At 71.8% G+C, this 19,871-nt stretch carries 20 protein-coding genes; 9 read left to right on the forward strand and 11 right to left on the reverse strand.

All coding sequences use genetic code 11. The features are described from left to right. Window positions 1-75: 75 nt before the first annotated feature. On the forward strand, window positions 76-810 hold the full coding sequence (locus A6035_RS15800; protein ID WP_244192466.1) for an LmeA family phospholipid-binding protein: 735 nt from the start codon (window positions 76-78) through the stop codon (window positions 808-810). Window positions 811-830: 20 nt separating this feature from the next. Here A6035_RS15800 and A6035_RS18885 read toward each other — a convergent pair whose 3' ends face one another. Beyond that, complete coding sequence (locus A6035_RS18885; RefSeq protein ID WP_244192467.1) at window positions 831-1,787, reverse strand: adenylate/guanylate cyclase domain-containing protein; 957 nt, start codon at window positions 1,785-1,787, stop codon at window positions 831-833. 884 nt (window positions 1,788-2,671) lie between these two features. Here A6035_RS18885 and A6035_RS15810 point away from each other — a divergent pair. Then, window positions 2,672-4,378: a DEAD/DEAH box helicase gene (locus A6035_RS15810; RefSeq protein ID WP_108848717.1), complete on the forward strand. Its 1,707-nt coding sequence runs from the start codon at window positions 2,672-2,674 to the stop codon at window positions 4,376-4,378. 208 nt (window positions 4,379-4,586) lie between these two features. Here A6035_RS15810 and A6035_RS15815 read toward each other — a convergent pair whose 3' ends face one another. From A6035_RS15815 to A6035_RS15825, 3 genes are all read right to left on the reverse strand, one after another. Continuing rightward, the gene (locus A6035_RS15815; protein ID WP_167400744.1) at window positions 4,587-5,411 is read right to left on the reverse strand and encodes a thioesterase family protein; all 825 of its coding nucleotides are present in this window, start codon (window positions 5,409-5,411) and stop codon (window positions 4,587-4,589) included. Window positions 5,412-5,434: 23 nt separating this feature from the next. Continuing rightward, window positions 5,435-6,667: a fatty acid desaturase family protein gene (locus tag A6035_RS15820; protein WP_108848718.1), complete on the reverse strand. Its 1,233-nt coding sequence runs from the start codon at window positions 6,665-6,667 to the stop codon at window positions 5,435-5,437. Between the two features lie 136 nt (window positions 6,668-6,803). Next, the gene (locus A6035_RS15825; RefSeq protein ID WP_244192468.1) at window positions 6,804-7,862 is read right to left on the reverse strand and encodes an LLM class flavin-dependent oxidoreductase; all 1,059 of its coding nucleotides are present in this window, start codon (window positions 7,860-7,862) and stop codon (window positions 6,804-6,806) included. Between the two features lie 66 nt (window positions 7,863-7,928). Between A6035_RS15825 and thiM the strand changes: the two genes are divergently transcribed. From thiM to A6035_RS15840, 3 genes are read left to right on the forward strand one after another with little or no spacing between them, the layout of a single operon-like run. Beyond that, a complete protein-coding gene (thiM, locus tag A6035_RS15830; RefSeq protein WP_108848719.1) occupies window positions 7,929-8,828 on the forward strand; it encodes a hydroxyethylthiazole kinase in 900 nt (299 codons plus the stop codon). Then, complete coding sequence (thiE, locus tag A6035_RS15835; RefSeq protein ID WP_108848720.1) at window positions 8,825-9,586, forward strand: thiamine phosphate synthase; 762 nt, start codon at window positions 8,825-8,827, stop codon at window positions 9,584-9,586. The genes thiM and thiE overlap by 4 nt, the downstream gene beginning before the upstream one ends. 10 nt (window positions 9,587-9,596) lie before the next feature. After that, window positions 9,597-9,947: a VOC family protein gene (locus tag A6035_RS15840; protein ID WP_108848721.1), complete on the forward strand. Its 351-nt coding sequence runs from the start codon at window positions 9,597-9,599 to the stop codon at window positions 9,945-9,947. Window positions 9,948-9,972: 25 nt separating this feature from the next. Here the strand turns inward: A6035_RS15840 and A6035_RS15845 are convergent, their stop codons facing one another. From A6035_RS15845 to A6035_RS15865, 5 genes are all read right to left on the reverse strand, one after another. Then, window positions 9,973-10,653, reverse strand: a complete 681-nt coding sequence (locus A6035_RS15845; RefSeq protein ID WP_108848722.1) for a potassium channel family protein — start codon at window positions 10,651-10,653, stop codon at window positions 9,973-9,975. Continuing rightward, complete coding sequence (locus A6035_RS15850) at window positions 10,646-12,022, reverse strand: TrkH family potassium uptake protein (RefSeq protein WP_108848723.1); 1,377 nt, start codon at window positions 12,020-12,022, stop codon at window positions 10,646-10,648. The genes A6035_RS15845 and A6035_RS15850 overlap by 8 nt, the downstream gene beginning before the upstream one ends. A 107-nt stretch (window positions 12,023-12,129) precedes the next feature. Beyond that, window positions 12,130-13,059, reverse strand: a complete 930-nt coding sequence (locus A6035_RS15855) for a sigma-70 family RNA polymerase sigma factor (protein ID WP_108848724.1) — start codon at window positions 13,057-13,059, stop codon at window positions 12,130-12,132. Continuing rightward, the gene (locus A6035_RS15860; protein ID WP_108848725.1) at window positions 13,056-13,556 is read right to left on the reverse strand and encodes a carboxymuconolactone decarboxylase family protein; all 501 of its coding nucleotides are present in this window, start codon (window positions 13,554-13,556) and stop codon (window positions 13,056-13,058) included. The genes A6035_RS15855 and A6035_RS15860 overlap by 4 nt, the downstream gene beginning before the upstream one ends. A gap of 52 nt (window positions 13,557-13,608) precedes the next feature. Further along, on the reverse strand, window positions 13,609-13,839 hold the full coding sequence (locus tag A6035_RS15865; RefSeq protein WP_108848726.1) for a hypothetical protein: 231 nt from the start codon (window positions 13,837-13,839) through the stop codon (window positions 13,609-13,611). Window positions 13,840-14,003: 164 nt separating this feature from the next. Here A6035_RS15865 and A6035_RS15870 point away from each other — a divergent pair, with 164 nt between their 5' ends. From A6035_RS15870 to A6035_RS15880, 3 genes are all read left to right on the forward strand, one after another. After that, window positions 14,004-14,237, forward strand: coding sequence for a hypothetical protein (locus A6035_RS15870; protein ID WP_108848727.1), 234 nt, complete (start codon window positions 14,004-14,006; stop codon window positions 14,235-14,237). Further along, window positions 14,234-14,653, forward strand: coding sequence for a phosphatase domain-containing protein (locus A6035_RS15875; RefSeq protein ID WP_108848728.1), 420 nt, complete (start codon window positions 14,234-14,236; stop codon window positions 14,651-14,653). Before A6035_RS15870 ends, A6035_RS15875 begins: the two co-directional genes overlap by 4 nt. Window positions 14,654-14,766: 113 nt before the next feature. Next, complete coding sequence (locus tag A6035_RS15880; protein WP_108848729.1) at window positions 14,767-15,399, forward strand: DUF1707 SHOCT-like domain-containing protein; 633 nt, start codon at window positions 14,767-14,769, stop codon at window positions 15,397-15,399. A gap of 61 nt (window positions 15,400-15,460) precedes the next feature. Here the strand turns inward: A6035_RS15880 and A6035_RS15885 are convergent, their stop codons facing one another. After that, window positions 15,461-16,846, reverse strand: coding sequence for an MFS transporter (locus A6035_RS15885; RefSeq protein ID WP_108848730.1), 1,386 nt, complete (start codon window positions 16,844-16,846; stop codon window positions 15,461-15,463). Between the two features lie 119 nt (window positions 16,847-16,965). Between A6035_RS15885 and A6035_RS15890 the strand changes: the two genes are divergently transcribed. Then, complete coding sequence (locus A6035_RS15890) at window positions 16,966-18,807, forward strand: N-acyl-D-amino-acid deacylase family protein (protein ID WP_108848731.1); 1,842 nt, start codon at window positions 16,966-16,968, stop codon at window positions 18,805-18,807. On the opposite strand, the gene A6035_RS15895 is transcribed toward A6035_RS15890, so the two are convergent. Continuing rightward, window positions 18,708-19,832 carry a hypothetical protein gene (locus A6035_RS15895; RefSeq protein ID WP_108848732.1) on the reverse strand — a complete coding sequence of 375 codons (1,125 nt, stop codon included), beginning with the start codon at window positions 19,830-19,832 and terminating at the stop codon, window positions 18,708-18,710. The genes A6035_RS15890 and A6035_RS15895 overlap by 100 nt on opposite strands. Between the last annotated feature and the right edge of the window lie 39 nt (window positions 19,833-19,871).

Consider the following 19,871-nt stretch of genomic DNA (forward strand, 5'->3'; position numbering starts at 1 on the left):
GAGGGCGGGCACCTCCCCTCGCAACCGGTCCCCGGGACGGTGGACCGCGTAGCGCGGGTCCGGCACCATACCCCCATGGGACGACGAGATCGGATGGCCCCCAACGGACGTCGCAGCGGTGGGCGGCGCGGCCGCGGGTGCGGGTGCTCGCTGTTCGTGCTGCTCCTGCTCCTCGTGGGGCTGGTGGTGGCCGCGGAGTTCGGCGCCCGCTGGTACCTGTCCGACCGGGCCGAGAGCGAAGCGTCCGCGCGGCTCGACGCGCCGGTGTCGGTGGCATTCGGCAGCACTCCCGTGCTGTGGGATCTGGCCACGACCCAGGCCGTGGGGACGGCCCGGTTGACCTCGCCCGGCAACGCGACCGTCCCGCGCATCGACGTGACCGGCCACTCCGTGCGGTTGGTCGACGGCGGTATCCGCGCCGACACAGCCGACGGCGTCGCGATCCTCAGCGGTGAGCAGCTCGCGGCCGCAGCCTCGCAGGGCAACCCGGCGGAGGGCTCCCCGGTGGCGGGCCTGGCCGAGGTCCGCTCTGTGCGGCCCGACCCCGCGGCCGGGCTGCTGCGCGCGGACATCGGCGGGATCGCGGAGGTCGGGGTCGTCCCGGGCGTGGCCGACGGTCAGCTGACCCTCACGCCGCAGCAGACCTCACTCCTCGGGTTCGAGCTGCCGAGCGGCCTGTTCTCGGGCATCACCGGCACCGTCGACTCGACCGTGGCCTCGCTGCCCGACGGCGTCGTGATCGAGGGGGCGCGCGTGGTGCCGGAAGGGCTCGAGGTCGCGCTCGGCGGGCGGGACGTGGTCCTGCAGTAGCAGCGGGAGCCCGCGCCGCGCTAGCGGGTGCCCGCGCCGCCCGCCGTGTCCGCCGAGTCCACCGTGTCGGCCGGCGCGCACAGTCGGGTCGGTTCGTTCCGCCCCCGCACGACCTGCGATCCCACCTCGTCCCAGCGGCCCCGCTCGGCCTCCGCGGCGGCGTCGGTCGCCGCGCCCGAGGCCAGCACGAGGCCGGGCCGGTCCTTGGCCAGCTCACACAGGCGCGCGGCCTCGTTGACCGCGTCGCCGATCACCGTGTACTCGAAGCGGTCGTCCGAGCCGACGTACCCGGCCACCACGTCGCCGAAGGACGCCCCGATGCCGGCGCGGCAGTCGGGCACCCGCTCCTGCAGCCGCCGCCCCAGGACGCGCGCACACGCCAGGGTCGCGGTGGCCGGGTCCGCCATCGACCGCGGCGCCCCGAACACCACGAGCGCGGCGTCGCCCAGGAAGCTGTCCACGATGCCGTCGTACTCCTCCACGGTCTCCACCACCACGGAGAAGAACTGGTTGAGCACGTCCACCACCTCGGACGCCTCGGACCGCACCGCCATCTCGGTGGAGCCGATGAGGTCCACGAACACGACGCCGACGCGCGAGTCCTGCCCGCCCAGTTCCGGCTCGTGGAGTTCCGCGGCCTCGGCCACGTCGCGCCCCACGTGCCGCCCGAACAGGTCCCGCAGCCGCTCGCGCTCCTGGAGCCCGGAGGCCATCTGGTTGAAGCCGCGCTGCAGCTCGCCGAGCTCGGTGCCGTCGTACACCACCACCCGGCGGGACAGCGTGCCGGCGGTGATGTCCTCCATCGCCCACCGCACGCTCCGCAGCGGACCGATCATCGAGGCCGTCGCCAGGGAGATGAGGAGAAAGCCGGCCAGCAGCGACGTGGCACCGAGGACGATGACGACGACGGCGAGGCGTTCCAGTGACAGGGCGCGGCCCGCGAGGGTGTAGATCGCCACGATGATCAGGCCTGTCACGGGGACCCCCGCTGCCCAGGGCCCACGCCACCCGGAGCCGCGTCATGGCGCCGAGGAACCGGGCCCGCGGCGCCCGCCCGGTGGACAAGGCGGCCGCCGCGACGGGACGCAGCCCGAAGTCGGCGAGCAGGAACGCGACGCCGCAGACGACCAGGCCCGCGAAGACGATCGTGAACCCGACCACCGGTATCGACGACGGGTCCACCACGCCGTACGCGGGGGTCACCACGGCCGCGCCGAGCAGCCACAGGAACGCCTGGATGAGGGTGATGCGCCCCGGCAGCCGGAGGGTGCGGACGCGCTGCCGCTCGGTGGGTTCGTGTCCGTCCAGGAACCAGCGGACCCGGCGGTAGACGGCGCGGGTCACCCACACCGTGCCCGTGATGACCGCCAGCGAGACGTAGACGGGCACGACGATGACGGTGGGGACGAGGAACTCCCGCGACAGCAGCGCCGGCCCGGGCAGCACGAAGAAGACCAATGTCACGGCGACGGCGACGCCCACGAGGTTTGAACCCAGCAGTGACAGCACCAGCAGGACCCGGACGCGCCACGCCCGGATCCGGGCGGACTCCCGCTCCCGTCCGAGCAGCACCGACCCGAGCTCCGGGCGGCGCAGCAGGGACAGGTCGAATCGCACGATCTGTATGGTGCCACCCCGCACCGACACTCGTGATGTCCTCGTCACACCTGTCGCGGCGAATGGGGCGAGCGGTCGGTCGGCGAGTAGGGTGGTCTGAGGACGGCCCGCACCACTCTTGCCTCGGGCCGCGGCCTGTCGACCATCCCGTGGTCGCGCACCGGACGCACCGCCTCAGCGGCGATGCGGCTTTCCGTGAGCGCGCCGGGCAAGACGCCATCCTCTATGTTCGGAGCACTTCCTCTTGTCACGTTCTTTCGCCGATCTCGGCGTTCCTTCCCCCCTGCTCGACGTCCTGAACGGCGCGGGCATCACCACGCCCACGCCCATCCAGTCGGCGACGCTGCCCGACGCCCTGTCCGGCCGTGACGTGCTCGGCCGCGGCCGCACCGGCTCGGGCAAGACCTACGCGTTCTGCCTCCCGCTCGTCGCGCGCCTGGCCGCCTCCGGCGGTCGCCGCACCCGCAACGCGCCGCGCGGCCTCATCCTGGCCCCGACCCGCGAGCTCGCCCGCCAGATCGACGAGTCCCTCGCCCCGCTCGCCAACGCCGTCGGCATGAAGACCACCGTGATCTTCGGCGGCGTGTCCCAGGGCCGCCAGGTGGACGCGCTGAACCGCGGCGTCGACATCGTCGTGGCCTGCCCCGGTCGCCTCGAGGACCTCATGGGTCAGAAGCACTGCCGCCTGGACGCCATCGAGATCAGCGTCCTCGACGAGGCCGATCACATGGCCGACCTGGGCTTCCTGCCCGGCGTCACCCGCATCCTGTCGGCGACCCCGGCCGATGCCCAGCGCCTGCTGTTCTCCGCGACCCTCGACTCGGGCGTGCAGAAGCTGGTGACCAGGTTCCTCACCGACCCGGTGGACCACTCGGTGGACGACGGCTCGGCCACGCCCGGACCGACCGCACACCACGTGTTCCACGTCGACGCCGACGACCGCGTCCGCGCCCTCGCCGACCTCGCCGGCGCGACCTCGCGGACCGTCATGTTCACCCGCACCAAGCACGGCGCCAAGCGCCTGGCCAAGCAGCTCACCGGCCGCGGCGTGGCGAGCGTGGACCTGCACGGCAACCTGTCGCAGAACGCCCGCGTGCGTAACCTCGACGCCTTCTCATCCGGCGAGGCGACCGTGCTCGTGGCGACCGACATCGCCGCCCGCGGCATCCACGTCGACGACGTCGGGCTGGTCGTCCACGCCGATCCGCCGGCCGAGCACAAGGCCTACGTCCACCGGTCGGGCCGCACCGCCCGCGCCGGCGCCATCGGCACGGTCGTCACCGTGGCCACCGCGGATCAGGTCCGCGAGGTCCGCTCACTGCTGCGCGCGGCCGGGGTGACCGCCGGCGAGATCGAACTCCCCGTGGGCGCCGACGCTGCCGCCGCACTGGCCGACGCCCCCGAGCCGCCCGCCCACGTGCCGTCCGACGACGGTGCCGAGGGCCAGTCGGTCCGCGGTCAGTCCCGTCGCGGTCGTGGACGGGATCGCCAGGGCCAGAATCGGCAACGCGCGGGTCAGCAGCGTCAGGACCAGCAGGCTGACGGTCAGGGCCAGCAGGGCCGCGGTCGGCAGGCTGAGGGCGAACAGGGCCGGGGTCGCGGCGGGCAGTCCCGTGGCGACGGCCGGCGCGGCGCCGACCAGGACCGCCAGGTCCGGGCGGGCCGGGATCACGACGGCTCGGAGCGCGGTGCCCGCGACCAGCAGGGCTCCGGCGGTGGCGGCGCTCGTCGTCGTCGCCCCCAGCACAGCGGCGCGCCGTCGGCCGCGCGTCAGGGCTCCGCGCGACAGGGCTCGGGCGCCCAGCGTTCCGGCGGTCAGGGTGCCGGCGCGCAGCGTTCGGGCGGCCAGGGCTCCGGCGCGCGCAACACGGGTGCCCGCCAGTCGATCGGGCAGGCCGCCGGGCGTCCCCGCAACGACCAGCGCCGCCGCGCCACCCGCTCCGCCGGCTGACAGGCTGACCGGCTGAAACGCCGGGCGACTGCCGGCCTGGCCGGGCGACTGACCGGCGGGCGTACGCGCCACCTATCCGAAAGCGCGCCACCTAAGGGATGCCCTAGGTGGCGCGCATTTCGAAAGGTGGCGTTTGTGCGTCGAGTCGGGGGTGCCGCGCCAGGCTCGGTCGCTGTGCTGGATCCACCCACTGCGCCGGGCGGACGGCTCAGCCGAAGATGGTGATCGTCTGGCGGCTGATCGCGAGAAGCTCGCCGTCGGGCCGCCACACCATCGCGTGGGTGTGCGCGTAGCCGCCCCGGGCGGCGTCGGTGGTGGCCGCGTAGGCGAGGTTCGCATCGGCGGGGACGACGTCCGGCCCCACCTCGGCGATGAGTTCGATGGTCCACGTGAGGCTGCTGCCGGGCGCGAACCCGTCGAGCATCTGGATGGGGGCCGGCGGCCACGCGTCGGTCAGGAGCACCAGGTGCTCCTCCTCGAACCGCTCCGGCGCCTCACGCAGTGCGGTCCACCCGGACAGGTCCGCCGCCTCGGCGCCGCTGAACGGCATCTGCCCGCCCACCTGGCGCAGCTCGACGAACCGGTAGAACTCCGGCGTGAGGCCCTTGATGTAGGGGAACGGCTCGACCGCCGCCGGGTCGCCCAGGTCGAGCATCGGGTGCGCGGGCGGCACGGAGATCGACGACTCACGATGCCTGCCGAAGGCCGCCAGCGCAGTGGCGACGATCGCGTCGGACTGCCGCACCGTCGCCTGACACTGGATGACGTTGGAACCGACGCGCAGGACCTCCGCCTCCACGTCGACGGGGCCGGTGGCCGCGGGGCCGACGAACGACACGGTGAGCGACCGCAATGGCGGGACCACCACGGGGCTACCGGTGCTGCCCGCGAGATCGCGGAGCTTCCCCTTCATGGCGGAGAGCATCAGGGCCCCGGTGAGACCACCATAGATGGCCCTGCCCTGCGTCCAGCCCTCTTCGACCTCGACCGTCCCACCGTGTGCGGCGGACTCCAGCATGCTCGTCAGCGACATGCGGCATAGTCTGCCACCGCCGCTCAGCGGGCCTCCGGGGAGCGTTCCTTCCGGCTGCGGCGAGCCCGGCCCCGAGCCTTCCGGACGCCGGCCAGCGCGGTCGCCAGCCCGGACATGCGCGGGCCGTGGCCAAACATCTTCTCGCTGCGGGTCTCGGCGGCGTCGTCGGCGGTGCGGCGCAGGTAGCGGTCCGGCAGAGACAGCCGCGCAATGGTGCGCCACGACTGGAGGTACTGCTTCCACAGCGGGCCGGAGACGTACGGCAGGTCGTAGCGGGCGCATAGCTCGCGCACCTCGAGCGAGATCTCCGAGTACCGGTTGGACGGCAGGTCGGGGAACATGTGGTGCTCGATCTGGAACGACAGATTGCCCGACATGAGGTTCATGGCCGGTCCGCCGTCGAGGTTGGCGCTGCCGAGCATCTGCCGCAGGTACCACTCCGCCTGCGACTCCGTCTCTACGTCCGTCATGGTGAACTTCTCGGCGCCGTCCGGGAAGTGGCCGCAGAAGATCACGGCGTTGGTCCACACGTTGCGGATGATGTTGGCCGTGACGGTGGCGGTGAGCGCCTGGGGGCCGCTCGGCCCGGCGAGCACGGGGAACAGGACGTAGTCTTTGAGGATCTGCTGGCCGGCCTTACGCAGGAACGCGCGCGCCTTGCGGCGGTCCTCGGGGGCGGCGTCCCGGTCGAACGCGGCGCCGAGGGTGACGGCCTGAAGACCGATCCCCCACTCGAAGCCCGCCATCAGAGCGGCGTTGACGGCCATGTTGGCGAGGAACCTCGGCTGCCACGGCACGTCGCGGGTCACGCGCAGGACGCCGAACCCCACGTCGTCGTCCATCCCGACGATGTTGGTGAACTTGTGGTGCAGGTGGTTGTGGGTGTGCTTCCAGTCGGCCGAGCTGCCGACGAGGTCCCACTCCCAGCTCGTGGAGTGGATCTCCGGATCGTTCATCCAGTCCCACTGGCCATGCATGACGTTGTGGCCGATCTCCATGTTCTCGAGGATCTTGGCCACGGCCAGCGTGCCGGTCCCGAGCGCCCACACGCTGCGGTTACGGGCGCCGAAGTACAACAGGGCGCGAGCACCGAACTCCAGCCCACGCTGCAGCTTGATGACGGAGTGGATGTAGCGGTAGTCACGCTCCCCGCGCGACTCGATGACCCGGGCGCGGATGGCGTCCAGCTCCCGCCCGAGTTCCTCGATCTGGTCGGAGGTCAGGTGGGCGTATTCGCCGACGTCGGAGATCGCCATACACCCACAGTAGGCGCGCCACGGCGCCCGCGGCTACGGCTCGGAGCCGGGTCGGCCCTCTATCGTGACCAAGCGCACGCCACGCGACCACACCAGTCACTCCCGGCCCGGCGATCAGCGGCTCCAGACCCCGCGATCAGTCATCCCAGGCGCGGCGCAACACTTCTAGCGTCCCGTGGATCCGCTCGACCGTCGATCCGACGGGCGCGATCATCAGCTCGTCGGCGCCCGCGCGCCGGGCGAAGTCGGAGAGGTAGTCGCGCACCGCGGGGCCGTCGCCGCACGCGGTGTAGGAGATCATGTGGAGGATCTGGCGGCCGCCGGCGGACTCCATGATCATGTCCAGCTCCTCGTCGCTGAACTCGCGGCCCCGGCCGGCCATGAGCTTGACCCGCTGGCGGCGGTACCACTGCAGTTCGCGTCCGGCCCGCTCGGCGTCGTCGTCGGCCACCACGTTGACCGCGGCGATCATGTACGGCTCGGCCAGCTGCTCGCCGGGCTGGAACCGCTCGCGGTACACCGCGGACGCCTGCTCCAGGGCGTCGGGGGCGAAGTGGGAGGCGAACGCGTACGGCAGCCCGTAAGCGGCGGCGAGCTGCGCGCCGAACAGCGACGAGCCGAGGATGTACAGCGGGATCCTGGTCCCGCGCCCGGGGATGGCGGCGATGCCGCGGGTGCGGGCGAAGTCGGAGGGCGAGTCACCGAGGAAGGCCTGCAGCTCGCGGACGTCGTCGGGGAAGTTCTCGGCCGCGGACGGCTCGCGGCGGAGCGCGCGCAGCGTCTGCGGGTCCGTGCCGGGGGCGCGGCCCAGACCGAGGTCGATGCGGCCGGGGTGGAGCTCGGCGAGCGTGCCGAACTGCTCGGCGATCACGATGGGCGCGTGGTTGGGCAGCATGACGCCGCCCGAGCCCAGCCGGATGCGCTCAGTCCGCGCGGCGATGTGCGCCATGAGCACCGCCGGCGCCGACGAGGCGATCGACGGCATGTTGTGGTGCTCGGAGTACCAGACCCGCTCGTACCCCAGGTCCTCCGCCTTGCGCGCCAACTCCACCGAGTCCTGCAGCGCCTCCCCCACGGACTGCCCGGGGCGGACGGTCGCGAAGTCGATCACGGACAGGGGCAGCGCGGGACCGGACTGTTCGGAACCGGGCTGTGACGAATCGGACTGCGCGGAGCTGGACTCGGAGGTGGGCATGCCGGGTGCAACCCGGCCCCGCGGCGCGCTATTCCTGTAGCGGCCGGGCGGGGGCACACTGGGGGCATGCCCACCGCCGCTGACCGCCCCGACGCCGGCACCGCCGCTGATCGCCCCGACGCCGGCCCCGATGCCAGCCCTGCCGAAAGCCCCGTCGACGTCGCCCGCCTGGTGTCCCTGATGCGCGAGACGGGCCCGCTCGTGCACTGCCTGACCAACTCTGTGGTCCGTCAGATCACCGCCGACGTGCTGCTCGCCTCGGGCGCGGCGCCCGCGATGGTCGATCACCCGGACGAGGCCGGCGACTTCGCCGCGATCGCCTCGGGCGTGCTCGTCAACGTCGGCAACCCGACCGCCGAGCAGGTCGAGGGAATGCACGCCGCGATCGCCTCGGCCCGCGAGGCCGGGACCCCGTGGGTGTTGGACCCGGTCGCGGTGGGCGGACTCGTGCTGCGGACACGCCTGTCCACCGAGTGGTTGGAGTCGGGGCCGGCCGCGATCCGGGCCAACGCCTCCGAGACCATCGCGCTCGCCGGCACGGGGGCGGGCGGCCGGGGCGTGGACTCGACCGAGGAGGTGGCCGCCGCCGCGCCCGCCGCCCGGGATCTCTCCGCGCGGTCCGGTGCGGTGGTGGCGGTGACGGGGCCGCGGGACCTCGTCGTCACACATCACGACGGCCTCGAGCGCGCCACCTGGGTCGAGTCGGGCCACCCGTTGCTGCAGAAGGTCATCGGCACGGGGTGCGCCCTGGGCGCGCTCACCGCGGCCTACCTCGGTGCGGCGCGCGCGGCCGGTGCCGACGACCACGACGCGGTGGTCGCCGCCCACGCCCACGCCGGGGCAGCGGGGACGGTCGCCGGCCGCACGTCCGCGGGGCCCGGCAGCTTCGCGGTGGCGTGGCTCGACGCGCTCTACACGCTCACCCCCGAGGACATCGCGGGCCTGGTCACGGTGACGACGGAGTGAGCGACGCGCGGCCCGACCACGCCGTGGGCGAGGCTCAGCCCGACCGCGGCGCCGGCGTCGACTGGCGGCTCTACCTGGTCACCGATCCGCACCTCGGCGGCGGGCGCGACGCCGTGCCGGGGATCGCGTACGAGGCGGTGCTCGGCGGGGTGGGCGTGGTCCAGGTCCGGGACAAGGAGGGCGACGACGACGAGTTCGCCACTCATGCCGTCGCCGTCGCCGAGGCCGTCGCGAGGGCCTGCACCGAGACGGGCCGGGTCGTCCCGGTGTTCGTCAACGACAGGCTGGACGTCGCGCGCGAGCTGGGGCTGCACCTGCACGTCGGGCAGCGGGACATGCCGTTCGCCCGGGCCCGCGCGGCGATGCCGGACGACCTGATGGTGGGGCTGTCGATCGAGTCGGACCCCCAACTCGCCGCCGCGCTGGCGGGCCCGGGGCCGGTGCCGGACGTGATCGGGGTGAGCCCGGTGTGGGCCACGGCGACAAAGACCGATACCGCCGCCGCGCTCGGGCCGGAAGGGGCGGACCGTCTCGCCCGTGCCGCGCACGCTCACGGCTCGGTCCGCGGCGGTGTCCGCGCAGTCGGGATCGGCGGGATCACGCCGACGACCGCCGCGCAGCTGGCGGCCACCGAGCTGGACGGGATCTGTGTGGTCTCGGCGATCATGGCCGCCCCGGATCCGCGGGCCGCCGCGGCGGAGCTGCTCGAGCGATGGGAGGCCGGGAAATCACTCCCGCCCGAACGTGAGCCCGCGTAGCGTCTGCACCGTGAACAAGAGGACGCCGCTCGAGATCACCTCAATCGAGTTCCCCAGCACCTCCATGCCCGCGACCGCCGAGTTCCTGGAGTCCGTGTGCGGCTGGTCGCCCACGGTCTACGGGACCTCGTTCACCAGCCTGATGGGAGGCGGCGTGGACGTGGGCATCCAGGGCGACATCGACGAACAGTCCCCCGCCCCGCTGCTCGTCATCCGCGTGGCCGACCTCGACGAGGCACGTCAGCGGGTCGAGGAGGCCGGCGGCGTGGTGACGTTCGGGCCGATCGACTTCCCCGGTGGCTGCCGCTTCCACTTCCGCGAGCCGGGCGGCAACGAGCTGGCCATGTGGGTGGCCCGCTAGTCCGACCGCGACGTCAGCCGAGCCCTCACCGCTTCTGTTCGGAATAGTCGGCGAAGCGTTCGAGGTCGCGAACGTGTCCGGAGACGATGATGACGTCGTCTGCGCCGATGATGGTTTCCGGCTGTGCGAACCGGAACGGACCGCCCGGGGCCTTGATGCCGACGATGTTGACCTTGTGCCGTCTGCGGGGATGGCAGTAGTCGATCGAGTGGCCGATGACGTCCCTCGGTGGGCGCATCTTGACGATGGCGAAGCTCTCGTCGAACTCGATGAAGTCCATCATCTGATTGGCCACGAGGTGGGCGACCCGGACCCCGGCGTCGTGTTCGGGGAACACGACGTGGTGGCAGCCGATACGGGTGAGGATCTTCCCGTGAGCCTGATTGATCGCCTTGGCCCAGACCTGGTTGATACCGAGGTCGACGAGGTTCACCGCGACCAGCACGGACGACTCGATCGACGTGCCGACTCCCACGACGGCGGTGGAGAAGTCCTGGGCGCCGAGCTGTTGTAGCGCCTCGATGTCCGTGGCGTCCGCCTCGACGACGTGGGTCAGGGCGTCCGCGTACCTCTGTACGAGTCCGTGGTCGCGTTCGACGGCGAGGACCTCGCGCCCCTGGTCGACGAGTTGGGTGGCCAGGGAGATGCCGAACCTGCCCAGTCCGACGATGAGGACTGGAGACTGGCGACGGGTGCGATCAGCCAATGATCGGCCTCTCTAAAGGTAGGCGGTACCGGGTCCGCTGGGCTCGCATGGTCAGCGCGGTGGCGAAGGTGATGATGCCGACTCGGCCGGCGAACATCAGCCCGGACAGAACGTACACCCCCGCCGGCTCGAGTTCAGCGCTGAGACCTGAACTCAGCCCGCAGGTGGCGAAGGCGGAGATGGACTCGAACAGAGGCCGCCCCAGGTCCTCGCCGGTGAGGATCATCAAGGTCAGGGCGGACACGGCTACCAGGGTGAGGCCCATCCCGGCCACGGAGACGGCGACCCGGATCGAGGAGGTGGGCAGTGCCCGCCCGTGGGCGGTGGTGTCCTCCCGACCGCGGGCTTCAGCGAGGAACGCCAGGAAGATCACAGCAAGGGTGGTGACCTTGACGCCGCCGGCGGTCGACGCCGAACCGCCACCGACGAACATCAACGCGTCGGTGATGAGCATGGTCGACGCCCTGGTGTCGACGGGATCGATGACGGCGAATCCTCCGGACCGCATCATCACCGAGGCGAACACCGACTGCTGGAACTTGTCGGCCACACTGTCGCCGCCGAGGGTGGCACCGTTGCTCCACTCCAACGCGGCGAACCCCAGAGCTCCGATGAGCATCAGGAGCACACTGACCTCGACCGTGAGTCGCGTGTGAAGGTTCCAGCGCCCGAGATGCCACTGGTGCTTCCACAGCACCAGGAGAACGGGAAAGCCGAGGCTGCCCAGGAACACGGCGCAGATGAGCGCCCAGAACACGACCGGATCTTCTGCCACCGGTGCCAGACCCTCGGGGTTGAGGACGAAGCCGGCGTTGTTGAACGCGGAGACCGCATAGAAGACGGCGTGCCAGAGCCCGTCCCCGAACGACCCCTGGTGGGCGATGAGGCGGGGGGCGAGGACCAGTGCGATGACCAGTTCCACCAGAGCGGAGGACACGACGATCGTCGTGATAAGCGATCGGACCTCCCCCAGCCCACCCGCTGACATCCCCGTCTGCGCGAGGAGCCGCGTGCGGACGCCGAACTGCCTGGTGACCGACAGTGCCAGCAGAGACGAGATGGTCACGATCCCCAGACCGCCGACCTGGATGCCCGCGAGGATCACCACCTGGCCCGCCGGGGACCAGTGCGTCGCGGTGTCCACCGTCGTCAGGCCGGTCACGGACACCGCGGAGGTGGCGGTGAAGACCGCGTCGTGCAGGTGCGCCGGGTCGTCGGAGGCGCTGGCCCACGGCATCATCAGCAGCACCGTGAAGACCGCGATCGCCGCGGCGAACGCCAGCAGCGCCGAGCGCGCCGGTGAGCTGTACGTGACCGCGCGGACTGTCCGTGCGCCCGAGGACAGGACGCCCGGGATCGTCGAGACCATGTCGAGAGAGTAGACCCGGCACTCCCCGCTCGCCGGAGGCACCCGGGGACAGGTGGCGGACGACCGGCGATGCGCGGCGGGTGGCGGGCGGAGGGCGGCGGGCGGAGTCAGCCGCCCGCCGCGAATCCCTCGGGAACGGCCAGGCGCGTGAGCTTGTCCGGGTTGCTGTGGAAGTACAGGCGGTCCACGCGGCCGTCCACCACTCCGACCTGCACCACGCGCAGGACCCCGCGCGACGCCACGGCCAGTGCGACCTCACCGTTGACCTCGACCGGTGCGACCGCACCCTCGGCGAGCTCCATGGCCTTGACCAGGAAGTACGCACACTTGCGGGCCCCGACGATGTCGCGTCGGGCCGCGTTGACCTTGCCGCCTCCGTCCGACAGGGCCCGCGCGTCCGACGTGAGCACGGCGATCGTCTGCTCGAGGTCGCCGGACATCACCGCCTCCACGAGCCTGGCGATCAGCTCATCCGGCGCGGGCTCGGGCGGCCGCAGGTCGGTCTGCAACCTGTGTCGGGCGCGGCTGACCCACTGCCGCACGGTGGGCACGGCGGCGTGCAGCGCCTCGGCTATCTCCGCGTAGGGCAGTTCGTAGGCCTCACGCAGGACGAACGCCGCGCGCTCGTCGGCCCCGAGCTGCTCGTACGCCAGCAGGACCGCGATCCGCAGCTGGTCTCGCTGTTCGGCCAGCTCGGCCGGCAGCAGCGCGGTGTCGACGGGTTCGGGCAGCCAGGCCCCGATGTAGTCCTCGCGCTTCCGTCGCCGGAGGCGGTCCAGGCACAGGCGGGTCGCGACGGTGGTCAGCCACGCCTCGGTGTTGCGGGGCGCGTCCGCCGGGTCGAGTGTCACGAGTCGGGCGAGGGCCTCGTCGGCGGCGTCCTCGGCGTCAGCCCAGGTGCCGGTGATGCGGTAGCCGATCCCGAGCAGCCGTCCGCGGATCCGCTCGAGCGCTGCCCGGTCGGGCAGGATCGCGCCGGGCGCGGCGGCCTGCTCGCCGGTCGACGAACCGGTTCCGGCGAGGACGCCCGTGGTCATCGCGCACTCATCGGCTCGAGGTCGCTCGGGATCAGCCCGCGAAGCGACCCCGGGTCCTTGCGGGTGGCGATCGCTATGCGGTTCCATGCGTTGATGGTGACGATGTCCATCAGCACCTGTCCAGCCCCGCTCTCACCGCGGTAGCGCGCCACCTCGTTCCACACCTCGTCGGGGACCGACTCCTCGCCGTCGATGCGGGTGACGGCGTCGGCGAACCGCAACACGGCCTGCTCGTCCACCTCGAACTCGTCGGCATGGGCGGTCCAGTCCTCGACGGCCGCGATCTTGTCGGCGCTCCAGTCGTCTCTGCGCGCGTCCCGGCGGTGCATGGCCGCGCAGTATCGGCAGCCGTTGACCGCCGAGACGCGCAGGCGGATGAGGTGACTGTCCTCCCGTGAGACCCGGGCCCGGGTGTAGGCCTCGAGCGCCAGCATCGACGTCATGGCGCCTCCGCTGACCTGTTTGCGCTGGTCGTTCCTGCTCTGTGATGTGCTCATGCCTTGTCGACGCACGAGCACCCCGGAACGTGACAGCGCCCCCGGGCTCCGGTCAGGCGGTCTCGTCCTGCAGCCGCTTCGCGAGCAGTTTCTTGCCCTGCTCGCCAGCCTTGAGGTCGTTCTCCTGGATGCGGCGGAACCAGTCGGCCAGCTCGGTGTCACCGGCGGACTCGGCGTCCTCGATGTACTCGTTGAGCTGCCACGCCATCTTGAGCGAGGCCTCCATGACGGCGATGAGGTTGTAGTTCCGATCCTTGACGGGGCTCTGCGGTTCGGTGGTCATGCTGATACCTCCCGATATCTGTCGACTGTCGAACGTGCGGCACCGATGTGCTCGGCGCTTTCCACGGTAGGAGCCGTCGCAACGCCCCGCCACCGCGGTTGTGACCCACGGCACTTCGGTTTACGGTGGCCACATCAACAGACCCGCGCGACGAGGAGGACATCATGGCCACCTGCGATACCTGCGGTAACGACTACGACAAGGCCTTCACCATCACCCAGGGCGATCGCTCCGGGACCTTCGACAGCTTCGAGTGCGCGGCCCACGCCCTGGCACCGACCTGCTCCCACTGCGGCTGCCGGATCCTCGGCCACGGGGTCGAGGTGGACGGCACCATCTTCTGTTGCGCCCACTGCGCCGACCATCAGGGAGCGGGCGGGGTCGCCGACCGGGCGTGAGCCGCGCCTCGGCCGTCCTGGTGGACGTCGACGGCACGATCGCGGTGGCCGACGGCCGTAGTCCCTACGACGAGTCGACCGTCTCCGCCGACCTGCCGAACAGCGACATCATCGCGGTGGTGCGCGCCCTGTACCGGGATGGGCATCGGCTGATAGTGGTGTCCGGGCGCACGGAGGCCGCCCGAGCGGACACGAGTGCCTGGCTGGAGCGGCATCTCGGCGTCCCGATCGACGCCGTGTACCTGCGGGCGGTGGGGGACCGTCGGCCGGACGTCGTGGTCAAGAAGGAGCTATATCGTCGTCACATCGAGCCCCGGTACCGCGTGCTGTGCGTGCTCGAGGACCGCTCCCGAGTGGTGGAGATGTGGCGCGGTCTCGGCCTGACGTGCCTCCAGGTGGCGCCGGGCGATTTCTGAGCGCGGCGGCCCCCGGTTCCTGAGCGCGGCGCCCCGCGATGTCCGGACCCGGGGGGCCGATTCGGGGAGAACCCCTATGGCGCTGCGTCGTGGCCGGTCATAGCCTTGGAGGCATGGCCGAGCCCGACGACCTGCTGCTCTCCGACGCCGAGCGGCTGCACGCCCTCACCGTGCTCGGCGACCACTACGCGTCCGGGCGCCTGGACGACTCGCAGTTCCACGCCCGGTCCGCCGACGTGGCCGCGGCCCGCACACTCGGCCAGCTGCGCGGCTCGTTCGCCGACCTACCGGGCGGGACGCCGCTGACGTCGGTCGACGGCCTGATCGTCCAGTCGGCCACGGCGGGCGGTGGCGAGATCGTGCTCTCGTCGTCGTCGCCGTCATCGCCCCTCGCGCCGACTCCCACCGGCGCGCGGACGCCGGCCACCCGCGACGCCGACGCCGATCTCGAGGACCTGCGCCGCCGCGGGAAACTGGTCGAGTCGCTGGACGGGGTGGTGATCGGACTGACGCTCATCACGTTTCTCGTCCTGCAGATCGTGGTGGACTGGCAGTACGCGTGGATGGTGTGGCCGTCGCTGGTGCTCACGCTGGGGATCCCGCGGCTGGTGCTGCGGTTCACCGATTCCGACGAGAAGACGTACGAGAAGCTGAAGAAGGCCGACGAGAAGGCGCGCGAGGAGCGCCTGCGCGCGGCGTCCGAGCGGATCCGCGAGCTGGGCGACGGGCGCGAGAAGCACGACTGAGCGCCGTGCCCGGCCCCAGCGGGCGCGGCCCGGCCCGGCGCGCCGTGACCCGGCGCGGGGGTCAGGTGTCCTCGAGCGCGACGCCCTTGCGCTCGGGGAGACTGAAGGCGGCCAGGGCGGCGACGACGAAGGCCGCCGCGAACACGCCGAAGACCATCACCGTGTCACCGAGATCGAGCAAGATCGGCACGAGCAGCGGCGCGATGATGGAGGCGATCCGCCCGAACGCCGCCGCCGCGCCGGTGCCGGACCCGCGGGTGGCGGTCGGGTAGAGCTCCGGGCCGATCGCGTAGAGGGCGCCCCACGCGCCGAGGTTGAAGAACGACAGCGCCATGCCTGCGGCGATGATCGTGGCCGGGGAGTCCGCCAGGCCGAACAGTCCGGCCGCGACCGCCGAGCCGACGAGGAACACCGCGAGCGTGACCCGCCGCCCCCACACCTCGATGAGCCAGGCGGCCACCGCGTAGCCCGGCAGCTGGGCCAGCGTGATGATGAGCGTATAGCCGAACGATCTGACCAGGTCGAAGCCCTGCGAGACGAGCAGGCTGGGCAGCCAGATGAAGGCGCCGTAGTAGGAGAAGTTGATCCCGAACCACACGATCCACAGCGCGGCGGTGCGGCGGCGCAGGCGCGGTGACCAGATGGACTCGCCCGCCTCGGAGGCCGGGGCGGATGCGGCCTCGGCGTCGGGCTGAGCCGTCGCCGGCGGAGCGTCTCCGGCGTCGGGCTGAGCGGTCGCCGGCGCGGCGGCCCCGGCCGCGGCGCCCGGCGCCTCGATTCCCGCGGAGGCCTCGTAGTCGCGGACGATCCGCTCGGCCTCGTCGACACGGCCACGTGACTCGAGGTAGCGCACCGACTCGGGCAGACCGAAGCGCACGACCAGCGCGTACGCGGCCGGGACCAGGCCCACCGCGAGCGCCCAGCGCCAGCCGTCGTCGCCGACGGGCACCACGAAGTAACCGATGAGCGCGGCCATGATCCAGCCGACCGCCCAGAACCCCTCGAGGATCACCACCACGCGGCCGCGGATCCGTCGTGGTGCGAACTCGCTGACCAGCGTCGACGCCACGGGCAGTTCGGCGCCCAGGCCCAGCCCCACGATGAAGCGCAGGACGATGAGCATCGCCACGCCGGTCGACAGGGCCGCCGCGCCGGTGGCCAGACCGTAGACCAGGAGCGTCGCGGCGAAGACCTGCCGGCGTCCGATCTTGTCCGCGAGCAGGCCGCCGAACGCGGCGCCCAGGGCCATGCCGACGAAGCCGATGGACCCGATCCACGACAGCTCGGTGGGCGTGAGCGACCAGTGGACGGCGAGCGCCGCCATGACGAAGGAGATCAGCCCCACGTCCATCGCGTCGAGCGCCCAGCCGATGCCCGAACCGAACAGCAGTCTGCGGTGCTTGCGAGTGAACGGCAGGCCGTCGAGGCGCTCCGTGCGGGTCGTCATGTCGGCAACGCTACTTGTCGCGCCCGGCGCACCGGGGGAGCCTCCCGGACTGGACATGGACACTTGTCCGAGCAGACTGGTCCATACTGTGTTGCAGATCACAATCCGAGGAGCGTCCCGTGAGCAATGCTGAATCGGCCGCGGGCGCGGCCCCCGCCTCGCGAGCGGACTTCGCCGTCGTGATCCGGGGCGGGACGGTGTTCGACGGCACCGGCGCGCCCGGGGTCCGCGCGGACATCGGGATCCGCGACGGCGTCGTCGCGGCGATCAGCGCCGCGCCGCTACCCGTGGCCCCCACCACGCGCGTGGTGGAGGCCGAGGGCCGGTGGGTGACGCCGGGCTTCGTGGACACCCACACCCACTACGACGTCGAGCTGCTCGTCTCCCCGGGACTGGGCGAGTCCGTGCGGCACGGGGTGACCACCGTCCTGGTGGGCAACTGCTCGATCTCCGGTGTCTTCTCCGGCACCGTCGACGTGGCGGACCTGTTCAGCCGCGTCGAGGCCCTGCCGCGCGACTCGGTCCTGCAGGCGCTCGAGGAGAAGAAGACCTGGTCCGACCCCGCGGCTTGGCGGCGCGCCGTCGAGGATCTCCCCCTCGGACCCAACGTGGCGTCGTTCCTCGGCCACTCCGACGTGCGCGCGTCCGTGATGGGCCTGGGCCGGTCGACGGATCCGAAGCACGCCCCGAGCCGCGAGGAGCTGCGCGAGATCGACCGGCGCATCACCGCCGCGCTCGATGCCGGATTTCTGGGCGTGTCCACCATGACCAACCCGTGGGACAAGATGGACGGCGACCGCTACCGCTCGCGGACGCTGCCCTCCACGCACGCCTCGTGGGGCGAATTCCGCCGGATCAGCCGCCTTCTTCGTCGTCGTGACCGGGTCCTGCAGGGCGTGCCCAACCTCAACACCAAGGTCGACGTGGCCTTCTACGCCGCCACCAGTACCGGACTGTTCCGCAAGCCGCTGCGCGTCTCGCTGCTCTCGGCCGCCGACACCCTGGCCGAGCCGTGGGTCAACCGCATCTTCCGGCCCATCGCCTGGGCCGCCAACAGCCTCGGCAGGGGCAGGTTCGTGTGGCAGCACCTGCCCACCACGTTCAAGGTGTGGGCGGACGGGATCGACCTGGTGGTCTTTGAGGAGTTCGGGTCGGGCCGCGAGGCGCTGCACCTGGCCGACGAAGTGTCCCGAAACGAGCTGCTGCAGCAGGAGAGCTACCGACGGTGGTTCCGGCAGGACTTCGAGAAGCGGTTCAGCCCGCGCGTGTGGCACCGCGACTTCGACGACGCGCTGATCGTGGCCTGCCCCGACGAGTCTCTGGTCGGCCAGACGGTCGGCGACGTGGCGCGGGCGCGCAGGCTTCACCCGGCCGATGCCTACCTCGACCTGGTGGTGGAGTACGGCACCGACTTCCGCTGGACCACCACCATTGCCAACGCGCGGGAGAAGGTCGCCAACCGGCTCGTGAGGACTCCGGGCGTGACGATCGGCTTCTCAGACGCCGGCGCGCACCTGCGCAACATGGCCTTCTACAACTTCGGGGTCCGGCTGCTCGAGCGCGTCCACCAGGCCCAGCGCAAGGGCCGCCCGTTCCTGTCGATAGAGGAGGCCGTGCGCAAACTCACCGGAGAGCTCGCCGAGTTCTACCGCCTCGACGCGGGGCGCCTGGAGGTGGGCCGACGCGCCGACGTGGTGGTAATCGACCCGTCTGGTCTCGACGGCGAGTCGCTCGTCTACCACGAGGAAGCCATGCCCGAGTTCGGCGGGCTCCGCCGGATGGTCAACCGCAACGACCGGGCGGTCGCGGCGACCATCATCGGCGGCCGGGTGGTCTGGAGCGACGGCGAGTTCGCCGAGGGTTACGGCCGCGAGTTCGCGGCGGGCCGGTTCCTGCCCTCGGACGAGACGGTGGCGCCGCGTCCGGTGGAGGCGCCCGAGCCGGCCGCCGAGCTTCGGTAGCCGGGGCCGGTCCGGCGGATCACCAGCCAGAGCAGCGCGAGGGCCAGGATCAGCAGGACGCTGCTCTGCGCGATCTTGGCCGCGACGGGCACGCCACCGGGCACCGGCGCCGCGAAGCCGATGAGGACCGCGCCGATGACCAGCCCCACGCCGACCGATCCCACCTCGCGTGGACCCCAGGGGCGCCGGACCGACGCTCTGCTCAGTGCGAGGCCAGCGAAGGCGACCAGCACGACCGTGGCGGCCACTCCGGGCCACGTCGACGGCGCCAGGTCGACGAGGACCTTCCCCACCAACCCGGACGCTACGAGGGCGGCGACGGGCAGCGGGTGACCGGCGCGCGGGAATCCCTCGGCCTGCGTGCCGGGTCCGCCGTCGTCCGCGTTCGAGGGCGCGCGGGTGGGGCGGTGCCGGGCGACGAACGCCGCGCCGACGAGGAGGACGACGACGGCGAGGACGACCGCCACCCGAGCGGGAGACAACGAATAGCCGTACGTCTGCTGCCCATCCTGATGGACCGCGAGCGCGATGACCGCCGCGCAGAAAAGGGTGAGCGGAATGCCCTTCTTCCCGAGCAGCGGCCGCCCGCGATGGGCCGGCGCCAACGCGTAGAGCAGAGCCAGCGGGGCACCCACGCTCATCATGACGTGCCCGAGCGTCCAGCTCAGGGTGGCCGCGATGCTGACGCCAAGCGGTTCGATTAGGGTCGGTTCGCGCAGTTCGGCCCAGTACGGCACGTCGGGCCGCTCCTCGCCGAACATCGACATGTCGATGATGCCGGTCATCGCCAGCCCGAAGGCCGCGGCGAGCAGCAGCGTGCCCCGCCAGCCCATCCCGTATCGCACCCCGACCTCCCGGATGAGCAGTGCAGCGCCGCCGTAAAGGGGCGCGAAGAAGACGATGCCGAACAGCGATGCCCACAGTTCGCCGGTGAACGGCAGGTAGGCCTGCAGGTATTCGGCCGCGACCGGCGCCCCCAGGAACACGCACAGCAGCGGGAGAATCCGACGGCGCAGCGGCAACATGGCTCGACGTTAGCAGAGTGGTCACTCTATTAACTAGGC

Source organism: Dietzia lutea, assembly GCF_003096075.1.
Classification (GTDB): domain Bacteria; phylum Actinomycetota; class Actinomycetes; order Mycobacteriales; family Mycobacteriaceae; genus Dietzia; species Dietzia lutea.